The organism is Rathayibacter caricis DSM 15933 (assembly GCF_003044275.1).
In the GTDB taxonomy this organism is placed as follows: Bacteria; Actinomycetota; Actinomycetes; order Actinomycetales; family Microbacteriaceae; genus Rathayibacter; species Rathayibacter caricis.
The window spans coordinates 1,170,503-1,197,167 of the sequence record NZ_PZPL01000001.1; the positions used below are offsets into that span (position 1 = coordinate 1,170,503).

Genomic DNA, 26,665 nt, shown 5'->3' on the forward strand with positions numbered 1-26,665 from the left:
AGAGACCCTCAGAACTGAGGCTGAGCGCCCCGATTCCGAGAGAAGAGGCTCGTTCGGCGCGCCCAGCCTTGCTTCTGCGGGCGATCGGCCGCGCACCCCGCCCGCCACGCGCCGGCACGCGCCGAGCGGACCGGCGGAGGGCAGCGGTAGTCTGATCCGGACCCCGGCGCGCGCCACGCCCGCGCCGCCGTCTCCTCCTCCGCCGTCGCGGAGGTCCTCGGCTGCCCACGCGGCCGAGGCGACACCGTTCCGCAGAGCCGGAGCGCTGGTCGCAGCAGCACCGGCCGGCCCGGTGCGCCCCCATGCCACGCACATCCCGGCACGACGCCGGCCCCTCCTACCGGAAAGCACCCATGCGAAACGCCCGCACAGCCAAGCCCGCCCGCCACCACCTCGAACTGGCGGCTCCGAAGCCGCTCGAGAAGGGCGGTCTGCGCATCACCCCTCTGGGTGGTCTCGGCGAGATCGGCCGCAACATGACCGTCTTCGAGCACAAGGGCAAGCTGCTCATCGTCGACTGCGGCGTCCTCTTCCCCGAGGAGAACCAGCCCGGCATCGACGTGATCCTCCCCGACTTCGCCGCGATCCGCTCGCGCCTGAAGGACATCGAGGCCATCGTGCTCACCCACGGCCACGAGGACCACATCGGCGGCGTGCCGTACCTGCTCAAGGAGCGGGCCGACATCCCGATCATCGCGTCGACCTTCACGCTCGCGCTCATCTCGGCGAAGCTGCAGGAGCACCGGATCACCCCGCGCACCCGCCCGGTGAAGGAGGGCGACCGCGTCGACGCCGGCGTGTTCGACCTCGAGTTCCTCGCTGTGAACCACTCGATCCCGGACGGCCTCGCCGTCGCGATCCGCACCGAGGCCGGCCTCGTGCTGCACACGGGCGACTTCAAGATGGACCAGTTCCCGCTCGACGGCCGCACCACCGACCTCCCCGGCTTCGCGCGCCTGGGCGACGAGGGCGTCGACCTCTTCCTCGTCGACTCCACCAACGCCGACGTCCCCGGCTTCGCGATCTCGGAGGGCGACCTCGCCCCCGCGATCGACCAGGTGTTCCGCACCGCCCCGCGCCGCATCGTCGTGTCGAGCTTCGCGAGCCACGTGCACCGCATCCAGCAGGTCCTGGACGCCGCGCACCGCCACGGCCGCAAGGTCGCGTTCGTCGGCCGCTCGATGGTCCGCAACATGGGCATCGCCGCCGAGCTCGGCTACCTCAAGATCCCGGCCGGCCTCGTCGTCGACATGAAGGTGCTCGAGAAGCTGCCCGCGACCGAGATCGTGATGATCTGCACCGGTTCGCAGGGCGAGCCGATGGCGGCGCTCTCGCGCATGGCCAACAAGGACCACATCATCGACATCGGACCCGGCGACACCGTGCTGCTGGCCAGCTCGCTGATCCCCGGCAACGAGAACGCGATCTACCGCATCATCAACGCGTTCACGCGCTGGGGTGCCACCGTCGTGCACAAGGGCAACGCCAAGGTGCACGTCTCGGGACACGCGAGCGCCGGCGAGCTCGCCTACTGCTACAACATCCTCCGCCCGACGCACGTGCTGCCCGTGCACGGCGAGTGGCGCCACCTCACGGCGAACGCCGCGATCGCGACTCGCACCGGGATCGACGAGAAGAACGTCTTCGTCATCGAGGACGGCGTCTCGATCGACCTCGTCAAGGGCCGCGCCCGCATGAGCGGACGCATCGACGCCGACCACATCCTGGTCGACGGCACCACGATGGGCGTCGCCACCGAGGACGCCATGATCGACCGCCGCGTGCTCGCCGAGGAGGGCGCGATCACCGTGCTCGCCATCGCCGACCTCGACCGCGGCACGCTCGGCGAGCCCGTCGAGTTCTTCACCCGCGGCTTCGTGGAGGAGCCGGGCTGGCAGGCCAACGCGAGCAAGGCGATCGACGACGCCGTGCTGCAGGCCGCCGGATCGCCGACCGACCGCGAGGCGCTCGAGAAGCTGATCACCCGGACGCTCGGCCGCTGGCTGACCCGCCGTCACCGCCGGAACCCGGTCATCACCACCATCGTCGTCGAGGAGTAGCCCCGATCCGTCCGAGTGCCCGTCCCCTGCAGAAGGGGGCGGGCGCTCGGTCGTGCTCGGTAGAGTCGATCCGATGTCCTCCCCGTCCCGCGCCCGCGCCCGCGCGGCGGCCGCGTTCCCGAACCGGCTGCTGCTGACCAAGCGCGCCTCGGGGACCAACGGATGGCTGAGCTCGTGGGGCACGAACGCACACGGCGAGATCGCCGGCTGCCCGCCGCCGCGCGCCTAGACCGCGACCGCCCCTCCTCCGGAGACAGCGGCCGCGCTCCCGCGCTCGCCACCACTCCGAACGGACGACCCATGGCTCACCACGACCTGCCCGCTGACCAGGCGCCGCACTCCCTCTGGCGGGGGCTCCGCCAGACCCTGCAGAAGGACACCGTCGGCGGTGCCTTCCTCCTCACCGCCACGCTGCTCGCGCTGATCATCGCGAACAGCCCCGCGTCCTCGCTCTACGAGGCGGTGCGCGACTTCCGGTTCGGACCCGAGGCGCTGCACCTGAACCTCAGCGTCGGCTCGTGGGCGGCCGACGGCCTGCTCGCGATCTTCTTCTTCGTCGTCGGTCTGGAGCTCAAGGAGGAGTTCGTCGCCGGCTCGCTGCGGAACCCCCGCACCGCGCTCGTGCCGATCGTCGCGGCGGTCGGCGGCGTCGTCACTCCGGCCCTGATCTTCGTCGCCGTGAACCTGCAGCGCGGGGGAGCGGCACTCGACGGCTGGGCGATCCCGGCCGCCACCGACATCGCGTTCGCGGTCGCGGTGATCGCGGTCGTCGGCAGGTTCCTCCCGCCGGCGCTGCGGACGTTCCTCCTGACCCTCGCGGTGGTCGACGACCTCATCGCGATCACGATCATCGCCGTGTTCTACACGGCGGGGATCGACGCGCTGATGCTCGGCCTCGCGCTGATCCCGCTCGCCGTCTTCGCCGTCTGCGTGCAGCGCGGCGTGCGCGCGTGGTGGGTGCTGATCCCGCTCGGAGTCGCGACGTGGGCGCTCGTGCACGCGTCGGGAGTGCACGCGACGGTCGCCGGAGTGCTGCTGGGCTTCATGGTGCCGGTCGTCGCGACGAAGCGGGCCCGCGTGCAGGTCGGGACCGACGCGGCCGGGAAGCCGATCTACGACGGCCTCGCCGCGCACTTCGCCGACCGCTGGAGCGTGCTGTCGACCTCGTTCGCGGTGCCCGTGTTCGCGTTCTTCTCGGCCGGAGTGACGGTCGGCGGTCTCGCGGGCCTGGCGGAGTCGTTCCAGGACACCATCGCGCTCGGCATCATCGCCGGCCTCGTGCTGGGCAAGCCGATCGGCATCGTCGGCAGCACGTTCCTGCTGACCCGCTTCCGCGGGATCTCGCTCGATCCGTCACTCCGCTGGATCGACATGCTCGGCATGGCGTTCGTCGCGGGCATCGGATTCACGGTGTCGCTGCTCGTGGGCGAGCTCTCGTTCGGCGCCGGCAGCGAGTCCGACGACCACGTGAAGGTCGGCGTGCTCGCGGGCTCGCTCCTCGCGGCGGTCATCGGAGGCACGATCCTCGCGGTGCGGAACCGGCGCTACCGCGCGGCGCCTGCTGCCTCGCCGATCGAGTAGCCGCGGGGCGGCGTCTCGAAGCGCTCGGCTCCGGGCGGTGGTGGATCTCGATACGCCCTCTGCGAGGGCTACTCGATCAGCAGCTGGGGTGCCGCTCCCTTCCGGTGGTCGAGTAGCCGCGCAGCGGCGTATCGAGACCGACGTGTCCAGCGGGATCCGGGTCCGTAGGGTGGGTCGGAGCGGGGGAGAGGCGGGCGGATGCGCGGCACGCGGTCGTCACGGGAGGTCCCACTCGTGCAGTGGAACTGGTTCACGCGGGCGAAGACGCCGAGCGAGAGCATCCTGATCGGGATGCTCGTGCTCGCGATCCCCGCATGGAACCTCTCCGGAATGCTCATCGACGGCATCTCGCTCGCCCTGAGGCTCGGCGTCCTCGTGGCCCTCTCCGTGATCCTGTTCGGCGTGATGGCGGTGCTCATGGCCGTCAGGCACCCCACCCCCCACGCCGACCTCGCCGCGCGCACGGTCCGGGTCCGATCGCGGGTCACTCCGTTCGCCGACTTCACCTCGGCGAAGCGGCTCTTCCTCGGCAGCCGGTCGAAGCGGGTGGTGATCGAGCTGCACGCGCCCGGCCACACCGTGCTGCTCGAGCTCCGCGATTCCCTCGGTCGCGTGACGACCGGGCGGACGCAGGAGGCGATCCTCGAGTTCCTCCACGGGAGCGGAGTCGTGATGCCCACGTCGAGGGACGATCCGACGGGGCGCTTCACTGAGCTGAACTTCCCCGGCAGCCTCAGCCGGGAGCAGGCGATCGCGCTGGCCGAGCGTCCGCTGACCGCACCCGACGTCGGCTCGGGGGCGCACGGCTGAGGTGCGAGGCCGTGGATCCGGACGCGATCCGGAACGACCGCGACACGGACGTCCCGCGGAGGCCGACGTCCGAGCCGACCGGACGCGAACCGGGTCCTGAGGGCGCTCGGCGCCCCGTTCCGAGTCCGATCGTGGAGGCGGGATGGCCCGAGTGGGCGGGGGACGGGGTCCACAAGTGCTGCAGAGCCCGATCCGGGTCCACTCGGCCGCGTCGGCCGCGCCTGAACACGTCCCTCATCCGGGGTGGCCTTCCGTGAACCGTCTCACTTAGAGTGTTCACGTTCACATTCCGTGCGAAGACGCGCGAATCCGCGGAGCCCTGCGGGTCGGTCGTCGACGCCGCACCGACCACAGAGGGCCTTCTGCATGACTCGATCACGTTCGGCGGTGAGGATCGCACTGGCGATCGGCACCGTCGCCGCCACGGCGCTGCTCGGCGCCACGGTACCGAGCTCCGCTTTCGGAGCCACGGAGACTCCGCTCCTGCACTACACGTTCGACACCGCGCCCACCGGCACGACGATCGACGACGTGAGCGGCAACGACTACGACGCGACGATGCGTCGCACCGGCGCGGAGGTCCGCAACGGCGCGATCAGCTTCCCCGGCGGCTCCGCGGCCGCCGCGCCCTACCTCGAGATCCCCACCGCGCCGCTCGCCGGCAGGAAGGACCTCACGTTCTCGACCTGGCTCTCGCCCCGCTCCGGCGCGGCCAACACCGCCGCGGCGTTCGTCGGCGCACCGATCGCGAGCGGTGCGCAGCACTCCTCCGGGTACTGGCTGCTGAACCCCACGAACACCGCCGGCTACGTCAAGTCCGTCGTCACCAACTCCGTCAACGCCGGCGCCCCCTGGGGCACCGAGGTCGGCCCCGGAGCGACGAACACGCAGACGCTCGGAGCGCGCACGCCCGCGGGCCTGTCGCTCTACACGACCGTCATCGACGGCACGAACGGCACACTGAAGGTCTATGTCAACGGCACTCAGATCGGCACCACGACGACGATCGCGCGCGACGTCTCGTCCTTCGGCTCCTCCCTCGTCGCCTACCTCGCGCGCTCGACCTACCCCGACGCGGGCTGGAACGGCGACATCGACGACTTCGCCGTCTACGGCAGCGCCCTCACCGGTGACGCCGTGAGCGCCCTGTACTCCTCGCAGGCCCTCGACCGCGCCGTCGCCTCGGTGACGATCCCGACCGAGGCCACCGCGAGCTTCCCGCTGCCCGCCACCGCCAGCGGCGTCGCGATCACCTGGACCTCGAGCAGCTCCGCGATCGCGGTCAGCGGAGGGACCGCCACCGTCACGCGTCCCGCCGCCGGCTCGCCCGCCGCCTCCGTGGTGCTCACCGCGACCTACGCGGTCGGCGGCGCCACCCGCTCCGTCGCCTACCCGGTGTCCGTGGCGGCGCAGCTCTCCGACACCGAGAAGGTGGAGCGCGACCTCGCCTCGATCACCATCCCGAATGTCGGCGACATCCGCACCAACGTCACCGTGCCCTCGACGGGCGCGCTCGGCTCCGCCCTCGTCTGGAGCGTCGTCAGCCCCACCGGCGCGACCCTCCGCGACGGCAGCGCCGCCGGCACCCGCACCATCGACGTCGAGCGCCCCGCCGCCGGCGGCACCGCGATCGACGTCGTCGTCCGCGCCACGGCGACCAGTGGAACGGTGAGCCGCACCCGCGACATCACCCTCCGCGTCCAGCCGCTGCCCACGGGCACCGACGACACCGAGGCCTACGTCTGGGCGTTCTTCACCGGAGAGGGCGACGGCGCCGAGCAGGTCAGCCTCGCCGCCTCGAAGGGCAACGACGCGCTCTCGTGGAACACCCTGAACGGCGGCAAGCCCGTCTTCTCGTCGACCCTGGGCACCCAGGGACTGCGCGACCCGTTCATCATCCGGTCGAAGGAGGGCGACAAGTTCTTCATGCTCGCCACCGATCTCAAGATCGCCGGCCTCGCGGGCGGCTTCGACACGTCGCAGAAGTCGGGCTCGAAGCACATCGAGGTGTGGGAGTCGACCGACCTCGTGAACTGGTCCGCGCAGCGGCACGTCAAGGTGTCCTCCGACTTCGTCGGCAACACCTGGGCGCCCGAGGCGTACTGGGACGACGCACTCGACACCTACGTGGTGTTCTGGGCCTCGAACATCTACCCGACCACGAACGTCGCCGATCGCACGTCCGTCACCTACAACCGGATGATGTACGCGACGACCGACGACTTCGTCACTTTCTCGGAGGCGAAGCCGTGGATCGACGTCCAGCGCGGCGCCGGACGCGGCACGATCGACTCGACGATCGCCGAGGAGGACGGCGTCTACTACCGCTTCACCAAGGACGAGGCGTCGATGACGTTGCGCGAGGAGAAGAGCACCGACCTGCTCGCGACCGTCTCGGGCGCGCTGCCCGGCACGGCCGGCCCCGCCGACGAGTGGACCCTGATCAAGGAGCGCGTCGCGTCGGGCCTGCCCAACGGCTCCGGCGGCACCTTCACCAGCGGTGAGGGCCCGAACGTCTTCCCCGCCAACGAGGGGGACGTGAACGGACTCGACTGGTTCCTCTTCATCGACCAGCCCGACTACCACCAGGGACCGAACCACTACGTGCCGTTCGGCACCGATGAGATCGCGGACGGGAACTCCTGGCAGCCGCTGGGCTCGAAGCTCGCCGCGAACCTGCCGCAGAACGCCGACGGAGGGAAGCCCCGTCACGGCACGGTGATCCCGGTCACCCGCGCCGAGTACCAGAAGGTGCTCGAGGGCTTCGCCCCGACCCTCGCGGTCGCATCGGTCGCTCCGCTGACGGCGACGACCGCCCCGGGCACCGCGCCCGTGCTGCCGCGCGCCACGATCACCACGGCGGCCGGTGCCACGAGCACTGTCGACGTCGCGTGGGACGCGGTCGCCCCCTCCGCCTACGCCACGGCCGGCACCTTCACGGTCTCGGGAGTCGCGCAGGACGCGTCGCGGATGCCGGTGCAGGCCGTCGTCACGGTGACGGCGTCGCTGAAGGTCTCGGCGACGGCCTCGAGCCGCTGCCTCGCCGGCAAGGTCGTGCTGACGGTCGTCGCCCGCAACGGCGACACCGTGCCGATGGACGTGTCCATCCGCACCTCGGAGGGCGTGAAGACGTTCGCCGGAGTGAAGCCGGGCGCGAACGCCTCGGCCGCCTACACGGTGCGCTCGACGCAGCTCGCCGCGGGCGAGGCGACGGTCACCGCGACGGCGACGGTCGGCGGCTCGCCCGTCACCGCGACGACCGCGGCGCCGTACACGGCCCGCAGCTGCGGCTGACCGGTCGGGATCAGCGCTGCTGACGGGAGCCCGTCGCACTCCGGTGCGGCGGGCTCCCGCCGTTCCCGGAGGCGCGCCGACGCGTCGATCCAGATGGCCCACTGCCCGGGAGGCGCGGGTCTCGATACGCCCCTGCGGGGCTACTCGACCAGCAGGGTCGTCCTTCTTCGTTGATCGAGTAGGTCGCGCAGCGGCCGTATCGAGATCCCCTACCGTTCGGGAGGAGCGGGGCGTGCCCGTCGCCGCCTCGACGCCCGCTGTTCCTCCGCCGTACCCGGGGCGGCGCTAGCGTGCCGCCATGACGGTCGTCGCGACTCCCACCCGCCGTGCCCGCACGTCGCCGGCGTGGGCGCTGCTCGCGGCCGCCGCGTTCCTCGCCTCCGCGGCTCTGCAGCTGCAGGCCGCGGTGCAGCGCTGGCTGATCGTGGGGGAGGCGGGGACGCCGGACGACCGGACGATCCAGGACCACCTCTACGACTACTCCATGCCCGCGGACCCGTGGGTGAATGTGGGGGCGGCTGCGCAGGTCTTCGGAGTCGCGACGCTGCTGCTCGCCGCGGGGATTCTGGCGCTGATGCGCGCTCTCGCGCCGGTGAGCGCCGTGTTCCGGGCGAGCGCGATCGCCATCGCGGTGGTGTTCGCGCTGAACGGCGCGCACGCGCTGGTCTCGGGGCTCCTCGGCGCCCCGACTCCGATCGGAGCCCCGCTGCTGCAGATGGCGCTCAGCCTGATCCCGGTGCTCGGCCTGGGGGCACTCGCGGTGCGAGCCCTCGGGCGCTCGGTGGCGCTGGGCGTCGCGTTCGCCTGCCTGCTCGGCAGCACGATGCCGGGCGTGCTGCTCGCGACGTTCTTGATCGCTCCGGCGGTCATGGGCTTCCAGTCGCACGACACGACGCCGTGGAGCGAGGCGGTGACCGCCGTCAGCACCGCGGCGGCGGGCCTGGCCGCGCTGCTCGGTGCGGCGGTGGGCGCGATCCGCGGGCGGGCCGGCGCCTCGTCCTGAGGTCGCGTCAGCCGTTCAGGATCGGGTTCGGCGAGGTGGAGGGACCCGCCGAGACCTCGTCGACGATGCGCAGGAACTGCTCGACCGCCTGCTCGGAGGTGAGACGGCCGGCGTCGACGAGGTCGGCGATCCGGAGGACGTCGAGTTTGCGGGCGGCGCGGGCCGCGGTGTCGAGTCCGGAGGCGCTGATCGCGGACGACGCGCGCACACGCGCGACGATCGCTCCGACGTGCCACCGTCTGCTGCTGGAAGCCATTCGATCTCCTTCTCTGTCGCAGGGTCTTCGGAGCGAGGCGTGCCTCGGATGGGGGTCGTCGCGGGATCGGAGCGGTCGGGCTGCTCCGGATCCCGTCACAGGTGCAGGATGCTCCAGTCGATGATCACGGCCGCGGCCGTGTAGATCGCCGCGACCGCGCCCACGGCCTTGCCCGCGCGATCGAGGTCGCTCCGCGGAGTGGGGCGGATGTCGGCGACCACGCGCAGCAGCGCGCCGAGCATCGCGATGACCGTGATCGCCAGCAGCCACTCCTTGAGGGCGACGTGCGAGTCGACGTCCATCAGCGTGAGCGTCAGGACCGGTGCGAGCACGAGCGCGATCGAGAGCAGCACCAGCAGCACGCCGCGACGGGTCAGCTCGGTGGGGCCGAGCGAGCCCTCGCGGAGCCACGCGCGCAGGCGGGACCGGCGGGTCGCCGGCGTGCCGGGTGCCTCAGCGACGGCGGGCTGATGCGGATCGGACGCGGAGCGACGCGGATCGGAGGCGGACAGGCCCGCACCCGCGTCGGGCTCGGCGGACGGCGTGGAGACCGCGGCCGCGCTCTCGATCGTGCTCACAGGGCCGACCCGTACGCGGAGCGACCGACCTTCGACCGGGCGACGGAGGGAGCCGACGCGGTCGGCCGAGGTGCGAGGTGATGCCGCACGGCGTCCTCCAGGGGATCGTGGCGACCGTCGAGGGCCGCGTCGCGAGAGGGTCGCGAGCTCTCAGTGTCCAGCCGTGAGAGCGCTCCGACAAGCGCCGCTTGCGGACTTGTCCGCTTCCGGACACCGTCGAGGTCGCGCTCAGAGCCGGATGATGCTCCAATCGACGACCACGGACAGCACCGTGAACACCGCGGCGACCGCTCCGACCGCCTTGCCCGCGCGGTCGAGGTCGCCCCGCGGAGTCGGCCGCGCGTCGGCGATCACCCGCAGCACCGCCCCGACGAGCGCGGTGACCGTGATCGTGACCACCGTCACCTTCAGCGACACGTGGGCGTCGACGTGCAGCAGGGTCAGCGCGGCGATCGGCACCAGCACCAGGAGGATCGACAGCAGCACCAGGATCCCGCCGCGGCGCGACAGCGCGGTCGGTCCGAGGGATCCGCCGCGGAGCCAGGCGCGCACGGCACGGTCACCGACCGGCGCGGGGGAGGGCGGGGAGTCGGTCGAGGCGGGCAGAGGATCCTCCAGGATCGGGGCGGGCGGCCCCTCAGTCTCGGGACCGATCCGCGCGCGCGCAACGTCCGCTAGCGGACACGTCCGCAAGAGGACGGCCCGCGTTCCGGGCGGTCGGCGCCTCTGCTGAACCTCTGCTCCTCCCGGCAAGGCCCTGACAAGCCCTCCCTGCCTGAGGAACCCCTCAGTAACGTGGATGTACCCCTTCGGGACGGAGCGCGAGACCCCCGCTCGCGTCGATCCGACGTCACTCCGTCCGCCACCGCGTCGCCCGTCCCTCGTGAAAGGCCACCCATGACGGATTCCCCGCCCGTCCCGACCGCAGACCGCTCCCGTACCCCGGAGCGGTCGTGACGACCGTGTGCGCCCCGCTCGCCCGGACCGACGCCCGATCAGTCGTCGACGACGCCTGCTGCCGCGCCGAAGCGCTCCTCAGCGCGCGCATCGCGGACCTCTGGACGGCGAAGTCCGATCCGTAGGCGACCCGGCTGCTTCTGGAGCGCGCCCGCGCGGAGGTCGCCGCCGCCCGCGCGCTGCTCGCCGAGGCGGGGTCGGGTGAGTGGTGGTCGGACCTGACCGCCGCCCGACTGGCCGACGCCTGCGTCGCCGCGCGCCTGTGGGCGGAGGGCGACCCCGCCTGCGCCGACCTCGAGCGCGTCTTCGCCTCGCGCCTGCGCACCGAGCTCGGCATCGACCTCGCGTCGATCCCGCGCCGCTCGGCCCCGCCCGCCTGACCCGTCCCTCCGCTGCTGGTCGAGTAGCCCCGGAGGGGTGCATCGAGACCCGCGGAGGAAGGGGGTGCTCCCTCCTTTCGCTGGTCGAGTAGCCCCGGAGGGGCGTATTGAGACCCGCCGCCTCCAGCGGGTCGCCCTTCGATCAGGATCCGATACGCCCACTGCGCGGCTACTCGTTCAGCGAGGAGGGGTGCCGCACCCGGTCGGGATGCACCGCGCCGAGCGCCTCCCGCTCTACCTCCCGCGCCAGCCCCGACCGGCGCGCACGGCCGAGTCCGCGCGCGATCTCGTCGCTGAGCACCCGTTCGACCGTGTCGCTCAGCGGACGGAAGACGCCTCCGGACGCCCGGTACGCGGCTCCGCTGCGTCGCGCGAACGCCGTGTCGGGCCGCGGGAGGGACAGCGGCAGCGACCGCGGCCCCGCCCAGTGGTCGATCCCGTGCTCCCGGAGCCACTCGTCGGAGCGCGGAGCGAACTCCCCGTCGAATCCGGTGGCCGACCTGACCGCGGCGAGGAACTCCTCGAACGGAGTGCTCGGTCCGACCGCGTCCACGGTCCCGGTGAGGCCTCCTGCTCCCGCCGACACGATCCACTCCGCGAGATCCGCCACGTCGATCGCCTGCACCCAGCGGCCCGCCGGCTCCGGCAGCAGCACGGTGCCGCCCCGCATCAGGCGGGCGGGCCAGTACCCGAAGCGGTCGCTCGGGTCGCCGGGGCCCACGATGAGGCCGGGCCGTGCGATCAGGAGCCGGTCGCCGAGCCGAGCGGTCGACGCCTGCTCGGCGAGCACCTTCGCGTGCGCGTAGTCGGAGGGGTCGGTCGGAGTCACGAGCTCCGCCGACTCGTCGGCACCGCGCTCGTCGGTGCGCGCGTAGACCGAGACGGAGGAGACCAGGGTCCAGTGCGCCGCTCTGTCCGCCAGGGCGCCGAGCGCTCCCTCGACGAGCGCGGGCGGAGCGGCCAGCTCGACGACCGCGTCCCAGTCGCCGCCGAGCCCGTCGTAGGCGCCGGGCTGCGAGCGGTCCGCGACGACGAGCCTCACGCCGTCGGGCACGGGTCCCGTCACTCCCCGAGCGAGGCAGACCACCTCCGCGCCACGCCGCGCCCAGGCCGACGCCGTTTCGCGGCCCAGCCATCCCGTCCCACCCAGCACCAGAATCCGTTGCACGTCCCCAGCTGAGCCGATGCGGACGGCGAGCGGAACACGTGTTCGCTCCGGGCGGCACTCCGATCCGCCGCGTGAGCCCGCCGTTCCGTAGCGTGCTCCTCGTTCCGTCGAGGGACGACTTCGATCCGTCAGGAACGGCGGTCGGTTCGCGGTCGGGACGACCGTCCGTGACGGGTGGGTCCGACCCGTCCGGAGGACGTCGATCCGTCGCGAACGGCCGTGGAGCCGCGATCCGCACGGCCACTCGCGACGGATCGATCGCGCTACTTCCCGGTCGGGCCGTAGAACGAGCTGATCTCGTCCAGCTCCATCTCGGCGGTCGTCTGGATCAGCTTCAGCAGCTCGGGATCCAGGCCCGGCGAGAACTCCTCGAAGCGCTCGGGCGCGATGACCGAGGGCACTCCCTCCGGAGCCTGCTCCTTCGACTCGAGGGTCGTGCCGTCGTTCGACGGCGAGGCGCCGCGGAAGATCTTCCCCGCCTCCGACGCGCCCTCGAGGTCGAACGTGTACTGCTTGCTCTGCAGCCCCAGGTCGACCAGCTTCTTGACCTCGGGGAACCTCTCGGCGTTCGTCTTCGGGATCGGCAGGGTCTTCTTCCAGTCGATGCCGAGCGTCTCGAGCGCCTTGGCGTAGCCGTTCTCGTGGGCCTGGTCGCGGACGATCAGGTAGGCGATCGTCGAGCGGGCCGTCTTGTTGTCCGTCATCTCGTAGATGCGGCACTTCTGCAGGCGCCCGGTCGATTCGAGCATGAGGTTGTAGAGCAGGTCGAGCACGAGGTTGCCCGAGTTGTAGACGTAGCTTCCGCTCCACGGGTTGCCGACCGAGTCGACCGGCAGGGCGCCCTGCGCTCCGACGAGGTAGTGGTGGATGTTGCCCGTGTCGAGGGCGATGTTCAGCGGAGTCGCTCCACCGGCCCCCGGGGTGTCGAGCGGATCCGTCGGCTTGCCGTTGTAGCGCGGGGAGCCGTCGAGCAGGCGCGAGATGGTGGTGCCGATCAGCTCGACGTGGCTGATCTCCTCCGTGCCGATGCCCTGGATCAGGTCGCGGTACGGCTTCGCGTCGGCGCCGCGGAAGTTCATCGCCTGGAAGAGGTACTGCATCATCGTGCGCATCTCGCCGAACTGACCGCCGAGCCCCTCCTGCAGTGCGTTCGCGGCGGCCGGATCCGGCTCGTCCTGCTCGATGTCGTTGATGAGTCGCTGCACGTGGAAGAACATCATTGCCTCCGAGAGGATCGTGGTGTCCCCTCAGAGTCCGTCGTGCTCCTCGAGCACCGCGCCCCCTTGCCCTTCCCCGAGCGCGGAGGGACACTGCCGCACCTCTCGACGGCGGCGCCCGCAGCCGGGACGCTCGGCGCGGAGGCCGCGGACCGCCGCCGCTGCGCCCCGAGAGCGCCGCCGCGGCGAGGGGCTCACGCCCCGGTCAGCGCCTCCACGTCGGCCGCGAGGCTCTTCTGCACCGCGAACTGGGTGCGGTGCAGCTCCTCGTACCGGCCGCCGGCGGCCAGCAGCTCGTCGTGCGTGCCGCGCTCGACGATGGAGCCGTCCTCGATCACGAGGATCAGGTCGGCGCTGCGGATGGTGGACAGGCGGTGCGCGATGACCATCGCCGTCCGCCCCTCCAGCGCCTCGCTGAGCGCGGCCTGCACGGCCGCCTCCGAGGTCGAGTCCAGCGCGGCGGTCGCCTCGTCGAGGATGACGACCCGCGGCTGGGCGAGCAGGAGCCGCGCGATGGTCAGGCGCTGGCGCTCGCCGCCCGAGAGCCGGTAGCCGCGCTCGCCGACGACGGTGTCGAGCTGGTCTGGCAGCGAGCGGAGGAGCGGCTCCAGCCGCGCGCGGCGGACCGCGTCCCACACGTCGTCGAGGGACGCCTCCGGTCGGGCGAGGCGCAGGTTCGACAGGATCGTCTCGTGGAACAGGTGGCCGTCCTGCGTCACCATGCCCAGCGAGTGCCGCATCGAGTCGAACGTGACGTCGCGGACGTCCGTCCCGGCGAGCCGCACGGCACCGCTGTCGACGTCGTACAGGCGCGAGAGCAGCTGCGCGATCGTGGACTTGCCGGCTCCGGACGTGCCGACGAGCGCCACCGTCTGACCGGGCTCGATGCGGAAGGACACGCCGTGCAGCACCTCCTCGCCGCCGCGGGTGTCGAGCGTCGAGACCTCCTCGAGGGAGGCGAGGGACACCTTGTCCGCGGACGGGTAGGCGAAGCGGACGTCGTCGAACTCGACGGAGACGGGGCCCTCGGGGACGGAGACGGCGTCGGGCTTCTCCTGGATGAGCGGCTCGAGGTCCAGCACTTCGAAGACGCGCTCGAAGCTCACCACCGCGCTCATGATCTCGACGCGGGCGTTCGCGAGGCTGGTCAGCGGCGCGTAGAGGCGGGTGAGGAGGAGCGCCAGGGTGACCACCTCGCCCGTGTCCAGGGCGCCGCCGAGGGCGAGGACACCGCCGAGGCCGTAGACGAGCGCGAGGGCGAGGGCCGAGACGAGCATCAGCGCCGTGAAGAAGACGAACTGCAGCATCGCGGTCCGGACGCCGATGTCGCGGACACGGGCGGCGCGGACGCGGAACTCCTCGGCCTCCTCGTCGGGCCGGCCGAACAGCTTGACGAGGGTGGCGCCGGGGGCCGAGAAGCGCTCGGTCATCTGCGTGCTCATCGCGGAGTTGTGATCGGCGGCCTCGCGGCGGAGCGCGGCGAGGCGGCCGCCCATCCGGCGCGCGGGCACCAGGAAGATCGGGAGCATGACGACGGCGAGGACCGTGACGAGCCAGGACGTGCTGAGCATGACGATCAGGGTGAGGATGAGCGCCACGAGGTTCGTGACGACGCCCGACAGGGTACCGCTGAACGCCTGCTGCGCGCCGATCACGTCGTTGTTGAGGCGACTCACGAGGGCGCCGGTGCGGGTACGGGTGAAGAACGCGATCGGCATCTTCTGCACGTGATCGAAGACGGCGGTGCGCAGGTCCAGGATCACGCCCTCGCCGATCCGCGCGGAGTACCAGCGCGTCACGAGGGACACGGCGGCGTCGGCCACGGCGACGAGCGCGATGACGACGGCGATCCGGATGATCGTGGCGACCTCGCCCCGCGCGACGATGACGTCGACCACCTGGCCGGCCAGCACCGGCGTCGCGACCGCGAGGAACGCTCCGACGATCGAGAGGGTGATGAAGATCAGCAGCTGCGACCGGTACGGCACGGCGAACGTCATGATCCGCCTGACCGACGCGCGGGAGATGCCGTGCTTGCCGTCCCTGACGGTCGAGATCTTGTAGAGCGAGCTCCAGGCCGCGCCTTCCATGCTCATCGGCAGTTCCTTCCCTCGGCCCCACGCCCCAACTTAGGGGGTGGGTGGTGGGGATTCCTGGGGTGGCTCGTGGTCCCTCCGATCGCGGTGCGCACCCTCCTTCAGAAGCGGCCTGCGCGCTTCTCCAGAAGTTGCGGTAACTGCTCGCGCTTCCCGCAACTTCTGGAGGACCAGGAGGACCAGGAGGACCAGGAGGACCGGGAGGACCGGGAGGCCCGGGAGGCCCGGGAGGCCCGGGAGGCCCGGGAGGCCCGCGGGCACACGAGCCACGCGGTCGCGCGCTGTCAGTCTCCGCACCGCGACGCCCCCCATGATGGGGCGATGTTCCTCCCGACCCGAGCCGCCGGGCTCGACGCGCTCGCCGATTTCGTCCCCCGCGCCGGCGGCGCCTACGCCCGCGACCGCAACCACGACCTCGGATCGTCGCGCGACAACGTGTCCGGGCTCTCCCCGTACCTCCGCCACCGGCTCGTGACCGAGCGGGAGGTCGTCGCCGCGGTCCTCGCGCGCCACCGGTTGACCGCTGCCGAGAAGTTCGTGCAGGAGGTGTTCTGGCGCACCTACTGGAAGGGCTGGCTCGAGCAGAACCCGGAGGTGTGGCGCCGCTACCGCCGCGAGGTGGACGACCTCGCCGCGGCCGGCCTCCCGTCGGGGTACCGCGACGCGATCGGCGGGCGGAGCGGCATCGACGCGATGGACGAGTGGGTGCGCGAGCTCGTCGAGACCGGCTACCTGCACAACCACACGCGCATGTGGTTCGCGAGCATCTGGATCTTCACCCTCGAGCTGCCCTGGCAGCTCGGCGCGGACTTCTTCTACCGGCACCTGCTCGACGGCGACGCCGCGTCGAACACGCTGTCGTGGAGGTGGGTCGCCGGCCTCCAGACACCGGGCAAGACCTACCTGGCGTCCGCCTCCAACATCGCGCGGTACACCGACGGGCGCTTCTCTCCGCAGGGCCTCGCCACCACGGCTCCCGCGCTGCTGGAGGAGCACTTCCCGCCCCGGGAGGCGATCGGCTCGGACGACGTGGTCGGGACCGTCGGCGCCCGCCCCGGCCTCCTGCTGCACGAGGAGGACCTCGACGCCGAGAGCCTCCTCGCCGAGCAGCCCGGCCTGGCGGACCGGATCGTGGCGAGCGCCGCGGCCGCCGACGCCCAGGAGCGCTCCCCGCTCGCGGTGTCGGAGGCGGTGCAGGCCTTCACCGGAGCGGCCCTCGTCGACGCCGCGTCCCGTGCGCAGGATGCAGGTGGTCGGCCGGCCCGGCTGCTGGCCGATGCGCGTCCCGCGACGGTCCTCGAGTGGGCGACGTCCGAGCGGCTCGACACCGTGGTGGTCCCGTACGCACCGGTCGGTCCCGTCCGTGAGCGGCTGGACGCACTCCGCCCCGCCCTCGCGGGCGAGGGAGTCGCGCTCGTCACCGTGCGACGCCGATGGGACGGCACCGCGTGGCCCTCGGCGTCGCGCGGGTTCTTCGCGTTCCAAAAGCGGATCCCGGTGCTGGTGCGCGGCCTCGACGAGCCCTCCGACGCGGTCCGCCTGTTCTGACCCGCGCCCGGGGCGGTGCCGCCACCCGCGCGCGAACCGTCGCAGAGGGCTGACCGAGAGGTCGCGGACGGCCGCCGATCGCGGGATCACGCGGCCCCGCGCGACGGATCGACGTGCCCGAGCGCGCTCCGCCGGCGGGAGTCCGCCGACCCCTCACCCGGTCAGGCTCGGGGCGCCGGGCTCGAGGCGAGGAGGGAGGCCGCGAGGTCCCGGAGGGAGCGGCCGGCGACCGAGGGGATGGTCACTCCGCTCACGACGTCGACCGGCCCCGCGTCGACCGCGCTGCCGACCGCGCCGCAGAGGGCTCCCACGAGCGCCGGCAGGCTGTCCTGGTGCCGGGTGATCGAGAAGGCGAGAGGCATCGCGCGCTCGTGGTCGCCGTCCGCCCGCTCGGCGAGGGCGAGCGCGAGGGGGAGCGTCTCCGTCACCGTGCCCGGGTGGCTGTAGGTGCGCGGGGCGAAGCGCGCGACCAGCGCGGGGACCGCCGCGAACATCGTCGCGTGCTCGTCCAGGATGCGGCGGGCATCGGCGATGCCGTCGAGCAGCCAGTCGTCCAGGTCGGACGACGCCAGCTCGGCGTCCAGCGCCCGGGCGAGGGCCTCCCCGCGCAGGGCGCGCGAGACGACCGCGGCGAACAGCCCGGCCGCGTCCACTCCGACGCCGTCGTGGGTGATCTCGGCGAGCGTGCGGGCGAGAGCGGACGCCTCTGCCGGGTCCTCTCTCGCGACGGCGGCGGCGAGTGCGCCCGGGAGGGCCGTGTCGTCGTAGAAGGCGGGGTTGTCGCGCCCGGTCTGCGGCGGCAGGAGGCCCTCGTCGGCGTTGAGCAGGGCCGAGCGCTGCGCGGTGCCGGTCCAGGTGCCGTCGACGGACATCAGGCGGCGCCAGCTCGCGAAGAGGGCGCTCGCGTCCGACGGCCCCGCCTCGAGGATCGCGAGCGCGGCGACCGCGAAGAGCTCGGTGTCGTCGGTGCCGACGAGCGACTGCGTGCCGAGGGCGCTGAGGACGAACGGGACGACGGGCCGGAGCACCAGCTCTGCGTCGAGCTCCGCGCGACCGCGGCGCAGGCTCTGGCGCACGAAGGGGTCGTGGATGGTGCGGTGCTCGCTGGCGGGGGCTCCGAGGGCGTCGCCGAGGGCGAGTCCGTGCACGGCGGCGACGGCGCGCCGCTCTCGATCGGTGGTCATGCGGCGATCCTCCTGTCGGCGGTCGACCGGTCGACGAGGGCGTCGGCGAGGTCGATGAGGTCCGTCCCTGCTGTCGCCTCGATGCAACGGCCGGCGACCGACCTCACCTGAGCGACCAGTGCGGGGTCGAGGGCGCCGGCTCCGTGCAGGGCGCCGGCGACCGCTCCGCCCATGGCGGCGATCGTGTCGGAGTCGCGGCCGATGTTGACGCCCGACTCGATGACCGCGAGCGACCCCCGGGTGGCCTGCAGCAGCCCCATCGTGAGCGCCAGGGCCTCGGGAGCGGCGTCCGCCCACATGTACTGCCGGAGCGGGATCCGCTCGAACAGCTCCTCCTCCGCGGCCTCGACCGACGACGCGGAGGAGGCGACGTCCAGCGCCCGCCGCACCAGCCGCAGCGACCACGAGTCGGCGGGGAGGGCGTCCAGCATCGCCTCGAGGACCGGATCGATCGAGTCCGCGACCATGGCGACGGCGACGCCCGCCGCGATCGACTCGGCGCAGAAGACGCCGTCGCGGTCGTGGCTCACCCGGGCGTCGACGACGGCGAGGCGGCGGGCGAGGGTCGGATCCCCCGCGGCGTAGATCCCGATCGGAGCCGCGCGCATCGCCGCTCCGTCGCTCCACATCTCGGAGTTGCGCTGCCCGCTGACCGGCGGACGGAGCCCCGCCTGCAGGTTCGCCAGCGCGATCATCTCGCTGAAGCCCGCCCCGTGGAAGCCGGCCTTCTGCACCTCCAGCGCGGTGAGCCAAGCGCGGGCGACGTCGTCGGACGTCATCCCGGCGCCGCCGGCCAGCACGCTCTGCGCGGTCAGCACGGCGTACTCGGTGTCGTCGGTGCCGGCGGCGTCCTCCTCGACGAAGGTCGTCACCCGCCCCCATCGCTCCCGGATGGCGAAGAGGGTCATGCCCTCGGTCGGAGCCCCCATGGCATCGCCGATGGCGAGCCCCAGCAGGGAGCCCCGTGCGCGGTCCTTCGTCATGATCCTCCGCCTGTGCAAAACGTTTTGAGTGAGCGTACCCGTGAGCGAGGACTGCGAAGCGCTACTCTGCGAAGACTTCGGTGCGGATGCGTGTACGCCACCCCGCGCTGATGCACAAGCTTTCGACGTCGGGGGGACACGCGATGGCGGGAATCAGGGACGTCGCCGCTGCGGCCGGCGTCAGCGTGTCCACGGTCTCGCACGTCCTCTCGCGGAACCGGCCGGTCGCGCCGGCCACCCGCCTCCGTGTCGAGGCGGCGATCGCGGAGCTCGGCTACAGCGCCCACCCCGGAGCGGCCCAGCTGCGCTCGGGACGCACGAACACCATCGCCCTGGTCGTGCCGACCCTCGAGAACCCCTTCTACCCGCTGGTCGCCGGGGGGATGCAGGATGTGCTCGTGCCCCGGGGGCTCTTCCTCAGCATCACCGACTCGAGCGGGATCGGCCGATCGGAGGCGACACTCCGCCAGCTGATCTCGCGCCGGGTCGACGGGGTGGTCGCCGCGCCGTACGGCATCACCGCGACGATCCTGCAGGAGCTGAGCTCGGCCGGCATCCCGTTCGTCACGCTCGGTCGCACCGTCGCCTCCGGCGGGGACGTCGTGCACACCGACGACGCCGAGGGCGTGCGCGCCGTCACCGAGCACCTGCTCGGTCGCGGCTACCGGAGGATCGCCTTCGTCGGCGGCGACGAGAACGCGACGACCACCACCGAGCGCCTCCAGGGCTTCGAGCGGGCCCACGGGGACGCCGGTCGCCCGATCGTCGCGAGCGACATCCGCTTCGAGTCGTTCACGCGCGAAGGCGGTCGCGCGGGCGCCGCGGCGCTCCTGGACGGAGCCGATCGCCCCGATGCGATCGTCGCCGCCAACGATCTCATCGCCATCGGAGTCCTCGACGCCGCCCGGGAGAGGGGACTGCGGGTCCCCGAGGACCTCGCCGTGACCGGCTACGACGACATCGACGCCGCCTCGCTGGTGAACCCGGCGCTCACCACGGTCGAGAACCCCGCCCGCGAGATCGGGCGCGCGTGCGCCCGCCTCCTGCTCGAGCGGCTCGACGGGGACACCGCGGGAGTCACGCGCACCGTCGCCCTCTCGCACCGGCTGGTCGTCCGGCAGTCGTCCTGACGCGCCGGCGGACGTGGGTCTCGGTACGCCGCCTGCGGCGGCTACTCGACCAGCAAGGGGTGGGGGCCTCGCGCGGCGGGGAGGGCTTCGGGCGCTGTGCTGCTGGTCGGGTAGGCCGCGGAGCGGGCGTATCGAGACCCGCTTCTCCGAGGGACGCGGGTCTCGATACGCCGCCTGCGGCGGCTACTCGACCAGCAAGGGTGATCGACACGTCGCGAACGGCCGCCGATCGGCGGATCACGCGGCCGTCCGTGACGGATCGCGGGTGGCGCGGGCCGCGTTCAGCGCTGCACGCGCTCCCACAGGTCCGAGCCGAGCAGGGCGTCGGTCGCGTCGTCGATCAGCACCTGGCCCTGCTCCGGCGTGACGCGCTGCGCGATCACGAGCGCGGCCGTGCCCTGCACCGACGCCGCGAAGAGGAGCTGGAAGCGCTCGCGAGCGCCGGGGTCGCCCGACGGCTCGACGGTGAGGGCTCCGTCGAGCACCTGGAGGAGCCGCGCGGACGCCTCCCGCACCGGCCCCTCGTCGGCGGCGAGCCGGAACATGAGCTCCATCAGTGCGGCGTGCTCGACCGCGAAGGCGACATGGGCGCGGCCGACGCGGCGGAACCGCTCCGGGAACGCGCCGGGCGACTCGACGGCCGCGTGCACCGCCTCCGTGAGTCGGTCGAACCCGCGCACGGCGAGCGCGTCGAGCAGCGTCTGCCGGTCGATGAAGTGGCTCCGCGGGGCCCCGTGGCTGACGCCGGCCCGCCGGGCGAGCTCGCGGAGTGACAGCGCGTCGACGCCGTCGGTGCGCAGCAGCGTCTCGGCCTGCTCGAGCAGCTCCGCGCGGAGGTAGCCGTGGTGGAAGGGCGGGGTCACCTGTCGATCGTACTGCTAGGCATTGACTAGATTCTAGACAGTGCCTAGTCTCGCCCCATGACCTCCACTCCTCCCGACCAGTCCGGCCGCACCGTCGTCGTCACCGGCGCCACCAGCGGGATCGGCCTCGCCACCGCCCGCGCCCTGGCGGCGGCCGGTGCGCGGGTCGTGCTCGCGGTCCGCGACACGGCGAAGGGCGAGGGCGTCGCCGCCGCGATCGCCGGTGACACCCTCGTACGCCGCCTCGACCTCGCCGACCTCGCGTCGATCCACCGCTTCGCCGAGGAGTGGAGCGGACCGATCGACGTGCTGATCAACAACGCCGGAGTCTCGACCGCCCAGCGCGAGAGCACGGCGGACGGCGTCGAGCTGCAGTTCGGCACCAACCACCTCGGCCCGTTCGCGCTCACCAACCTGCTCCTGCCGCGGATCACGGGGCGCGTGGTGTCGCTCGCATCGCAGGCCGAGCGGATGGGGCGCCTCGACCTCGACGATCTGAACACCGAGCGGACCCCGTACCGGGAGTCGCGCGTCTACGCGACGTCGAAGCTCGCCGGGCTGCTCTTCACGGCCGAGCTGCAGCGGAGGCTGACTGCGGTGGGATCGCCCGTCCTCGCCGTCGCCGCCCATCCGGGTTTCGTCGCCACGGGCATGACCGGGCGCGCGACGGGGATCGCAGCGCGCCTGACCGCCCTGCTCGCGCAGAGCCCGGAGGACGGCGCTCTGCCCGTGCTGCTCGCCGCCAGTGGGGACGTGCCGCCCGGCGCGTTCACCGGCCCGGAGCGGTTCCTGCACATGCGCGGAGGGGCTCAGCTCATCGGCCGGTCGCGGCAGGCCCGCGACGAACCGCTCGCGTCCCGCCTGTGGGCCGCGTCCGAGCGGATGAGCGGGGTCGTCTTCCCGCTCTGACCGAGTGCGCGGCGCTACTCCTCCGCGCGTCCCGAGTCCTCGATCAGGCGCACCTTCACGTTGACGGCGAGCGGACCGGTCACGCTCGGCTCCTCCCGGAGCATCCCGTGCAGCAGCTCGCCGACCGCGCGCAGGATCTCCGGAGCGGGCAGCGCCGCGGAGGTGGCGATGTGCGCGCTGACCGTCGTGAACCCCTCCGACCGGTCGATGTCGACCAGCACGTCGGGCTGGCGGAGCGAGAGCGTCACGGCGAGCGCGTCGGCGGCCGCCTCGAGCAGCGGCTGCGCGGGGTACACGCCGACCACGCCCTCCGCGTCGCGGACGGCGGCGGTGAGGCGCTGCGAGAGCGCGGTGTCGTCGGTCACGGTCGGTCCTCCCGGCGGGCGTAGACGTCGTCGACGGTGACGTCGATCTCGGTGACGACGAGGTCGGTGTGGCGCTCGAGGGCGTAGCGGATGCGCTCGCGCAGCCGATCGGCGGCCTCGTCGACCGACAGGCCGAACTCGAGGGCGCAGGTCACGTCGACCCGGACGGGCGCGCCGGGCGTCGCCACGTCGCCGTCGAGCGTGCAGCGGCCCATGATCACGCCGCCCATCGTGTCGCCGGCGCGGCGGATCATGCCGCGGACGGCGGCCTCGGTGAGGGCCAGGCGCAGCGTGGGATCCGGGTGGCCGATCGGCACGTCGCGGCCGGAGCGCACCTCGGAGCGGATCGCGTCGAGCAGCCCCGCGATCCAGACGTCGTCGCGATCGGGCTCGCGGTCGGCCCGGCTGCGCAGCGCGCTCGCCGACAGCTCCGTCAGGCGGGTGAGGTTCGCGAGCGCGAGGCGGCAGGCGGCGGAGTTCTCGATCGAGGGGTCGAGCGGGGTGCGTCCGCGGTCGAGGTACTCGCCGAGCTCGTCCAGCGTGTGGCCGTCGAGGTCGTCGTCGGGCACGGCGTCGTCGGGGTTCATCGCCATGCCTCCAGTTCGTGGAGCAGGAATCGTCGAGCGCGGGAGAGGAGGCCGCGGACCGTCGAGACGGGGAGGTCGAGAGCGTCGGCGATCTCCTGGTAGCTGTAGCCGGCGGTCTCGCGGAGCAACCAACAGCGTCGCTGATCCGCGGGCAATCGGTCCAGTGCCTCCCAGACGGCGTCCAGCTGGAGGCGGGCCTCGACGATGCGCTCGGGGGAGTGCTCGGCGGGAGCGGGCGGGTCCCAGTCGTCGATGTCGTCGTGGCGGCGGCGGACGCGGATCCGGTCGATCGCCTTGTGGGTCACGATGCGCATCAGCCAGTTGCGGATGTGCGCGGGGCTGTCGAGATCGGCCAGGCGGCGCCAGCCGGTGAGGAACGCCTCCTGCACCACGTCGTCGGATTCGACGTCGGAGCCGAGGAGCTTCGCGGCGTAGACCCGCATCAGGGCGCCGTGGCGGCGGGCGAGCTGCTCGAACGCGGCGATGTCGCCGTCGACCGCGCGGGCGGCGAGGGTGGCGTCCGAGGCGTGCAGGAGGGGGTCGTCGTCGATGATCGCCTCCTGCCGTCGGGTCGCTGCCGGCGTCCGGGCGTCGTGGTCCGGGACGTCGTCCCACGGGCGGCGCCCGCGGATCGGGCCGGTGCGCGGCCCAGAGGGAATGCCTACCAGGCTCGGGGCCGGGGAGCCCGTGGGATGGCCGCTCGGCGCACGAACCGGCCGTTCCGCTCACTGTGGAGGGACTTCTCAGGCGACGGAATCGTGACGAAACGCCCCCCGAACGCGTCTGAATAGCAGCCGACGCGCACGCGGACCCGACCGGGGCCGGGCCGCCGGCCTCACGACACAGCGAGGTCCCTCCATGCGACACACCCCCTTCGGCCGGCCCGGGCGGCCGTCATGAGCGGGTCGACGTTCACGACGGGCAGCCCCTTCGGCTCCTCCTCCGATGCGACGGGAGGCGCCGAGCGGCGCTTCGAGGTGACGGGCGTCGATCCCGAGGCGGCGTCGGCCGTCTACGCCGACGCGTACGGCGGAGGGCGCTTCCGCGTCGCTCCGGGAGCCGGCGCGTTCTCGTTCCGCTACGCGTTCCGGGGGAGCGAGCGCGTGACGCTGCGCACCTCCGACTGCGCCGGCGCCCTCTCGGGCGAGGTGCCGCACTTGCGCGAGTACGTCGTCGGCTGGTTCCGGGCGGGCGGCGGCGCGCTCACCCTGCGCCCCTTCACGCGCACCGGAGCGGCGTCGGCGCCGTTCCTCTTCCCCGCCGAGCGCCACTTCGGTCTCGACTTCCTGCCGCACCGGCAGAACCTGATCCACTTCGCCCCGGCGTTCCTCGAGGACGTCGCCACGGAGTCGCACGCCGGACCGCGCCGACCCGTCTCGTTCGATCACGAGGCCGACCCCGATCCGAGCGTGCTCGTGCGCTGGCGCACCGCGGTGTCGGAGGCGTCGTCGGCGCTGGCCGCCGCGGCGACCGCTCCGCTCGTGCGCTTCACGGCCGAGCTGAACCTCGCCCGCGCGCTGCTGGCGCTGTTCCCGTGGCGCGCGTGGGACGTGCCCGAGATCCTCCGCCGCCCGTCCGCCTCGCGGACCCGCGTGGCGCTCGACTTCCTGCAGCACCACGCCCGCGACCCGATCACTCCGGCCGACGCCGCCCGCGCGGCCGGACTGCACACGCGCACCCTGCAGCAGGCGACCCAGCGGCACCTCGGAGTCTCGCCGTCGGTCTACCTGCGCGACGTGCGCCTCGACCGCGCGCGCACCGATCTCGTCGCGGGCGACCCGTGCTCGACGACGGTCGCCGCCGTGGCGCGCGAATGGGGCTTCGGCAACCTCGGGCGCTTCGCGAGCACCTACCAGGCGCGCTTCGGCGAGAAGCCGAGTCAGACGCTGCGGACCTGAGGCCGCGTCGGCGAGTGGGCGCGGAGCGGGCCCTCATCCGCTCGATGCGCCCGGTCCGCGTCCACTCGGCCACCTGCCGCGCAGCGACTTGACGCGGACCGGGGCGTCCGTCGTCCGCAGGCCCCGATCCGCGTCGAGTCGCGGCCGCGCGCATCCTCACGTTCCCGCGAACGCCGCCCGCTCAAGCCGCCGGGTCCGGGCTCGCCGACGCGAACGGCTCGAACGCGTCCGCGCCCTCGTCCGCGAGCCAGGAGTAGTCGACCACCTCGTCGCCGGCCCGCCAGCGCGACGGGGTCGGCGAGTGCATCCAGTCGAGCGGCTCGATGCCGCCCGGCGTTCCGCCGTCCAGGGCCAGGCGCAGGGCGGCCGCCAGGTCGGCGTCCACGGCGTCGCTCCGGGTGGCGGGGTCGACCGAGACGAAGAGGGCCGTTCCGCTGCGGGCGACGAGGTCGAGGAACTGCCGATTGAGCGCCCAGTCGGTGCCCGGGGTGCTCGCGACGCAGTCGGCGTCGGCGGTGAAGAACGCGTCGTGCTGCGCGAGGCGGAAGGCCAGCGTGTTGACCCCGACGCGGCGGGTGCGGTCCCAGTCGAGTCCGGAGGTGTCGTCGCCGATCCGCTGGGCGTCGACGAGTCCGGCCGCGAGGTGGCCGACGACATTGCAGCCGAGCACGAGGGACGCTCCCGCGGCGGCGTGGACGGTCCGGTAGAAGGCGACGAGCGCCTCCGCCGTGGTCGACGAGGGGTCGGCCAGCGCCGGTCCGTCGCCCGGGGAGGCGCCGAAGTCGGGCCCCCAGGCGCCGAGGAGGTCGTAGGTCGAGAAGTCGTGCTTGATCAGCTCGTAGCCCCAGCCGCGGAGCCGGTCGACGTCGGCGGCGACGAGGTCGAGCACGGCACCCGAGCTGGGGTCCAGCGCCAGAGCGCCGTCGCGCGGACCCCGGATGCCCGCGACCGAGGCGTCGCGGGTGAGCAGCGGCCGGTACCAGACGCCCGGTCGCACCCCCTCGGCGAGCAGCGCGTCGGCCGCGTCCGCCATGTCCGGGAACCGGTCGGGGCGCCCCTGCAGCCACGGCCCGGGCGAGGCGGCCAGGTGGTCGGCGGTGCCGTCGGAACTCCAGCCGTCGTCGATCACGCCGAAGGGCCGCACGGAGTGGTCGCCGACGAGATCGGCGACCATCCGCGCGTCGCGCACGACGGCGTCGATCCCGAAGTCGCGTCCGTAGGCGTAGTACCAGTTGTTCGCCCCGACCAGCGGGCCGGAGCGGCGCAGCGGATCCGCGCACAGCGCGCGCATCAGCTCCTGCTGCACCCGGAAGGGCCCGTCGCCGCCCTCGACGCGGTGCACGGTCGCCGCGTGCACGGCGCGGTCACCCGGGCGCACGGCCGCGCCGCCGCTGCGCAGGTCGAGGGTGAGGGTGACGCCGAGCGGGTCGCACTGCCAGAAGGCGAGCGCTCCGCCCCGCACCGCGACGCCGAGTCCCTCCGTCGCGCCGGTGGCGGGGTCGTGGAGGAGCACGCTCCAGGGCAGCACACGTTCGGGCCGGACGGACGCCCACTCCAGCTCCCCGTAGCTGCGCTCCCACGCGTCGCCCAGCACCAGGGCGCCGGCGGGCACGGGCCGACGCCAGCGCAGCACCACGCGCGCCACCTGCCGGGTCGTCGAGACCTCGATCCGCAGGCCGTAGCCGTCGGCGCCGAGGGCGACGTCGACCGGGGAGCGGGCCGCGTCCAGGAACGCCCCGCCCGGCTCGAGCTGCACTCGGACGCTGGTGGGCTCGGGAACGGACGACGCTGTCATGAA

At 72.9% G+C, this 26,665-nt stretch carries 24 protein-coding genes; 11 read left to right on the forward strand and 13 right to left on the reverse strand.

Features of this window, described 5'->3' with window-relative positions; translation table 11 throughout:
• Window positions 1-353: 353 nt before the first annotated feature.
• From C1I63_RS05460 to C1I63_RS05480, 6 genes are all read left to right on the forward strand, one after another.
• Window positions 354-2,060, forward strand: a complete 1,707-nt coding sequence (locus C1I63_RS05460; protein ID WP_082480882.1) for a ribonuclease J — start codon at window positions 354-356, stop codon at window positions 2,058-2,060.
• A gap of 73 nt (window positions 2,061-2,133) precedes the next feature.
• Window positions 2,134-2,289: a hypothetical protein gene (locus C1I63_RS19670; RefSeq protein WP_170116319.1), complete on the forward strand. Its 156-nt coding sequence runs from the start codon at window positions 2,134-2,136 to the stop codon at window positions 2,287-2,289.
• Between the two features lie 71 nt (window positions 2,290-2,360).
• On the forward strand, window positions 2,361-3,641 hold the full coding sequence (nhaA, locus tag C1I63_RS05465; RefSeq protein WP_107574070.1) for a Na+/H+ antiporter NhaA: 1,281 nt from the start codon (window positions 2,361-2,363) through the stop codon (window positions 3,639-3,641).
• Between the two features lie 234 nt (window positions 3,642-3,875).
• A complete protein-coding gene (locus C1I63_RS05470; RefSeq protein WP_107574071.1) occupies window positions 3,876-4,451 on the forward strand; it encodes a hypothetical protein in 576 nt (191 codons plus the stop codon).
• Between the two features lie 387 nt (window positions 4,452-4,838).
• A complete protein-coding gene (locus C1I63_RS20265; RefSeq protein WP_107574072.1) occupies window positions 4,839-7,745 on the forward strand; it encodes an immunoglobulin-like domain-containing protein in 2,907 nt (968 codons plus the stop codon).
• 298 nt (window positions 7,746-8,043) lie between these two features.
• Window positions 8,044-8,748, forward strand: coding sequence for a hypothetical protein (locus C1I63_RS05480; protein WP_107574073.1), 705 nt, complete (start codon window positions 8,044-8,046; stop codon window positions 8,746-8,748).
• 7 nt (window positions 8,749-8,755) lie between these two features.
• On the opposite strand, the gene C1I63_RS05485 is transcribed toward C1I63_RS05480, so the two are convergent.
• The 3 genes from C1I63_RS05485 to C1I63_RS05495 all read right to left on the reverse strand — a co-directional run bounded on the left by C1I63_RS05485 (window position 8,756) and on the right by C1I63_RS05495 (window position 10,134).
• Window positions 8,756-9,004 carry a hypothetical protein gene (locus C1I63_RS05485; protein ID WP_055784904.1) on the reverse strand — a complete coding sequence of 83 codons (249 nt, stop codon included), beginning with the start codon at window positions 9,002-9,004 and terminating at the stop codon, window positions 8,756-8,758.
• Between the two features lie 95 nt (window positions 9,005-9,099).
• Window positions 9,100-9,582 carry a hypothetical protein gene (locus C1I63_RS05490; RefSeq protein WP_107574074.1) on the reverse strand — a complete coding sequence of 161 codons (483 nt, stop codon included), beginning with the start codon at window positions 9,580-9,582 and terminating at the stop codon, window positions 9,100-9,102.
• Window positions 9,583-9,810: 228 nt separating this feature from the next.
• Window positions 9,811-10,134 (reverse strand): hypothetical protein, encoded by a 324-nt coding sequence (locus tag C1I63_RS05495; protein WP_107574075.1) that lies wholly within the window; start codon window positions 10,132-10,134, stop codon window positions 9,811-9,813.
• Between the two features lie 401 nt (window positions 10,135-10,535).
• On the opposite strand from C1I63_RS05495, the gene C1I63_RS20270 reads away from it, so the two are divergent.
• A complete protein-coding gene (locus tag C1I63_RS20270; protein ID WP_280523111.1) occupies window positions 10,536-10,664 on the forward strand; it encodes a hypothetical protein in 129 nt (42 codons plus the stop codon).
• Between the two features lie 424 nt (window positions 10,665-11,088).
• Here the strand turns inward: C1I63_RS20270 and C1I63_RS05505 are convergent, their stop codons facing one another.
• The 3 genes from C1I63_RS05505 to C1I63_RS05515 form a co-directional block, all read right to left on the reverse strand.
• Window positions 11,089-12,087 (reverse strand): NAD-dependent epimerase/dehydratase family protein, encoded by a 999-nt coding sequence (locus C1I63_RS05505; protein WP_107574077.1) that lies wholly within the window; start codon window positions 12,085-12,087, stop codon window positions 11,089-11,091.
• Between the two features lie 263 nt (window positions 12,088-12,350).
• Window positions 12,351-13,304, reverse strand: coding sequence for a manganese catalase family protein (locus C1I63_RS05510; protein ID WP_055784925.1), 954 nt, complete (start codon window positions 13,302-13,304; stop codon window positions 12,351-12,353).
• Between the two features lie 194 nt (window positions 13,305-13,498).
• On the reverse strand, window positions 13,499-15,400 hold the full coding sequence (locus C1I63_RS05515) for an ABC transporter ATP-binding protein (protein ID WP_107574078.1): 1,902 nt from the start codon (window positions 15,398-15,400) through the stop codon (window positions 13,499-13,501).
• A 321-nt stretch (window positions 15,401-15,721) separates the two neighbouring features.
• Here C1I63_RS05515 and C1I63_RS05520 point away from each other — a divergent pair, with 321 nt between their 5' ends.
• Entirely contained in the window at window positions 15,722-16,948 is a 1,227-nt protein-coding gene (locus tag C1I63_RS05520) for an FAD-binding domain-containing protein (RefSeq protein WP_107574079.1), read from the forward strand.
• A 161-nt stretch (window positions 16,949-17,109) separates the two neighbouring features.
• Here the strand turns inward: C1I63_RS05520 and C1I63_RS05525 are convergent, their stop codons facing one another.
• Both C1I63_RS05525 and C1I63_RS05530 read right to left on the reverse strand, forming a co-directional pair.
• Window positions 17,110-18,132 carry an ADP-ribosylglycohydrolase family protein gene (locus tag C1I63_RS05525; protein ID WP_107574080.1) on the reverse strand — a complete coding sequence of 341 codons (1,023 nt, stop codon included), beginning with the start codon at window positions 18,130-18,132 and terminating at the stop codon, window positions 17,110-17,112.
• The gene (locus tag C1I63_RS05530) at window positions 18,129-19,115 is read right to left on the reverse strand and encodes an ADP-ribosylglycohydrolase family protein (protein WP_107574081.1); all 987 of its coding nucleotides are present in this window, start codon (window positions 19,113-19,115) and stop codon (window positions 18,129-18,131) included. Before C1I63_RS05530 ends, C1I63_RS05525 begins: the two co-directional genes overlap by 4 nt.
• A 143-nt stretch (window positions 19,116-19,258) precedes the next feature.
• Here C1I63_RS05530 and C1I63_RS05535 point away from each other — a divergent pair, with 143 nt between their 5' ends.
• Window positions 19,259-20,245, forward strand: coding sequence for a LacI family DNA-binding transcriptional regulator (locus tag C1I63_RS05535; protein WP_170116320.1), 987 nt, complete (start codon window positions 19,259-19,261; stop codon window positions 20,243-20,245).
• 281 nt (window positions 20,246-20,526) lie between these two features.
• On the opposite strand, the gene C1I63_RS05540 is transcribed toward C1I63_RS05535, so the two are convergent.
• On the reverse strand, window positions 20,527-21,108 hold the full coding sequence (locus tag C1I63_RS05540) for a TetR/AcrR family transcriptional regulator (protein WP_107574083.1): 582 nt from the start codon (window positions 21,106-21,108) through the stop codon (window positions 20,527-20,529).
• Between the two features lie 57 nt (window positions 21,109-21,165).
• Here C1I63_RS05540 and C1I63_RS05545 point away from each other — a divergent pair, with 57 nt between their 5' ends.
• On the forward strand, window positions 21,166-22,017 hold the full coding sequence (locus tag C1I63_RS05545; RefSeq protein WP_107574084.1) for an oxidoreductase: 852 nt from the start codon (window positions 21,166-21,168) through the stop codon (window positions 22,015-22,017).
• 14 nt (window positions 22,018-22,031) lie between these two features.
• On the opposite strand, the gene C1I63_RS05550 is transcribed toward C1I63_RS05545, so the two are convergent.
• From C1I63_RS05550 to C1I63_RS05560, 3 genes are read right to left on the reverse strand one after another with little or no spacing between them, the layout of a single operon-like run.
• Complete coding sequence (locus C1I63_RS05550; protein ID WP_056868986.1) at window positions 22,032-22,382, reverse strand: hypothetical protein; 351 nt, start codon at window positions 22,380-22,382, stop codon at window positions 22,032-22,034.
• A complete protein-coding gene (locus C1I63_RS05555; RefSeq protein ID WP_162238011.1) occupies window positions 22,379-22,969 on the reverse strand; it encodes an Asp23/Gls24 family envelope stress response protein in 591 nt (196 codons plus the stop codon). Before C1I63_RS05555 ends, C1I63_RS05550 begins: the two co-directional genes overlap by 4 nt.
• Window positions 22,966-23,523 carry an RNA polymerase sigma factor gene (locus C1I63_RS05560; RefSeq protein ID WP_077224174.1) on the reverse strand — a complete coding sequence of 186 codons (558 nt, stop codon included), beginning with the start codon at window positions 23,521-23,523 and terminating at the stop codon, window positions 22,966-22,968. Before C1I63_RS05560 ends, C1I63_RS05555 begins: the two co-directional genes overlap by 4 nt.
• A gap of 342 nt (window positions 23,524-23,865) precedes the next feature.
• Between C1I63_RS05560 and C1I63_RS05565 the strand changes: the two genes are divergently transcribed.
• Window positions 23,866-24,867 carry a helix-turn-helix transcriptional regulator gene (locus C1I63_RS05565; RefSeq protein ID WP_107574085.1) on the forward strand — a complete coding sequence of 334 codons (1,002 nt, stop codon included), beginning with the start codon at window positions 23,866-23,868 and terminating at the stop codon, window positions 24,865-24,867.
• Between the two features lie 181 nt (window positions 24,868-25,048).
• Here the strand turns inward: C1I63_RS05565 and C1I63_RS05570 are convergent, their stop codons facing one another.
• On the reverse strand, window positions 25,049-26,662 hold the full coding sequence (locus tag C1I63_RS05570) for an alpha-amylase family protein (RefSeq protein WP_211315574.1): 1,614 nt from the start codon (window positions 26,660-26,662) through the stop codon (window positions 25,049-25,051).
• Window positions 26,663-26,665: the final 3 nt, after the last annotated feature.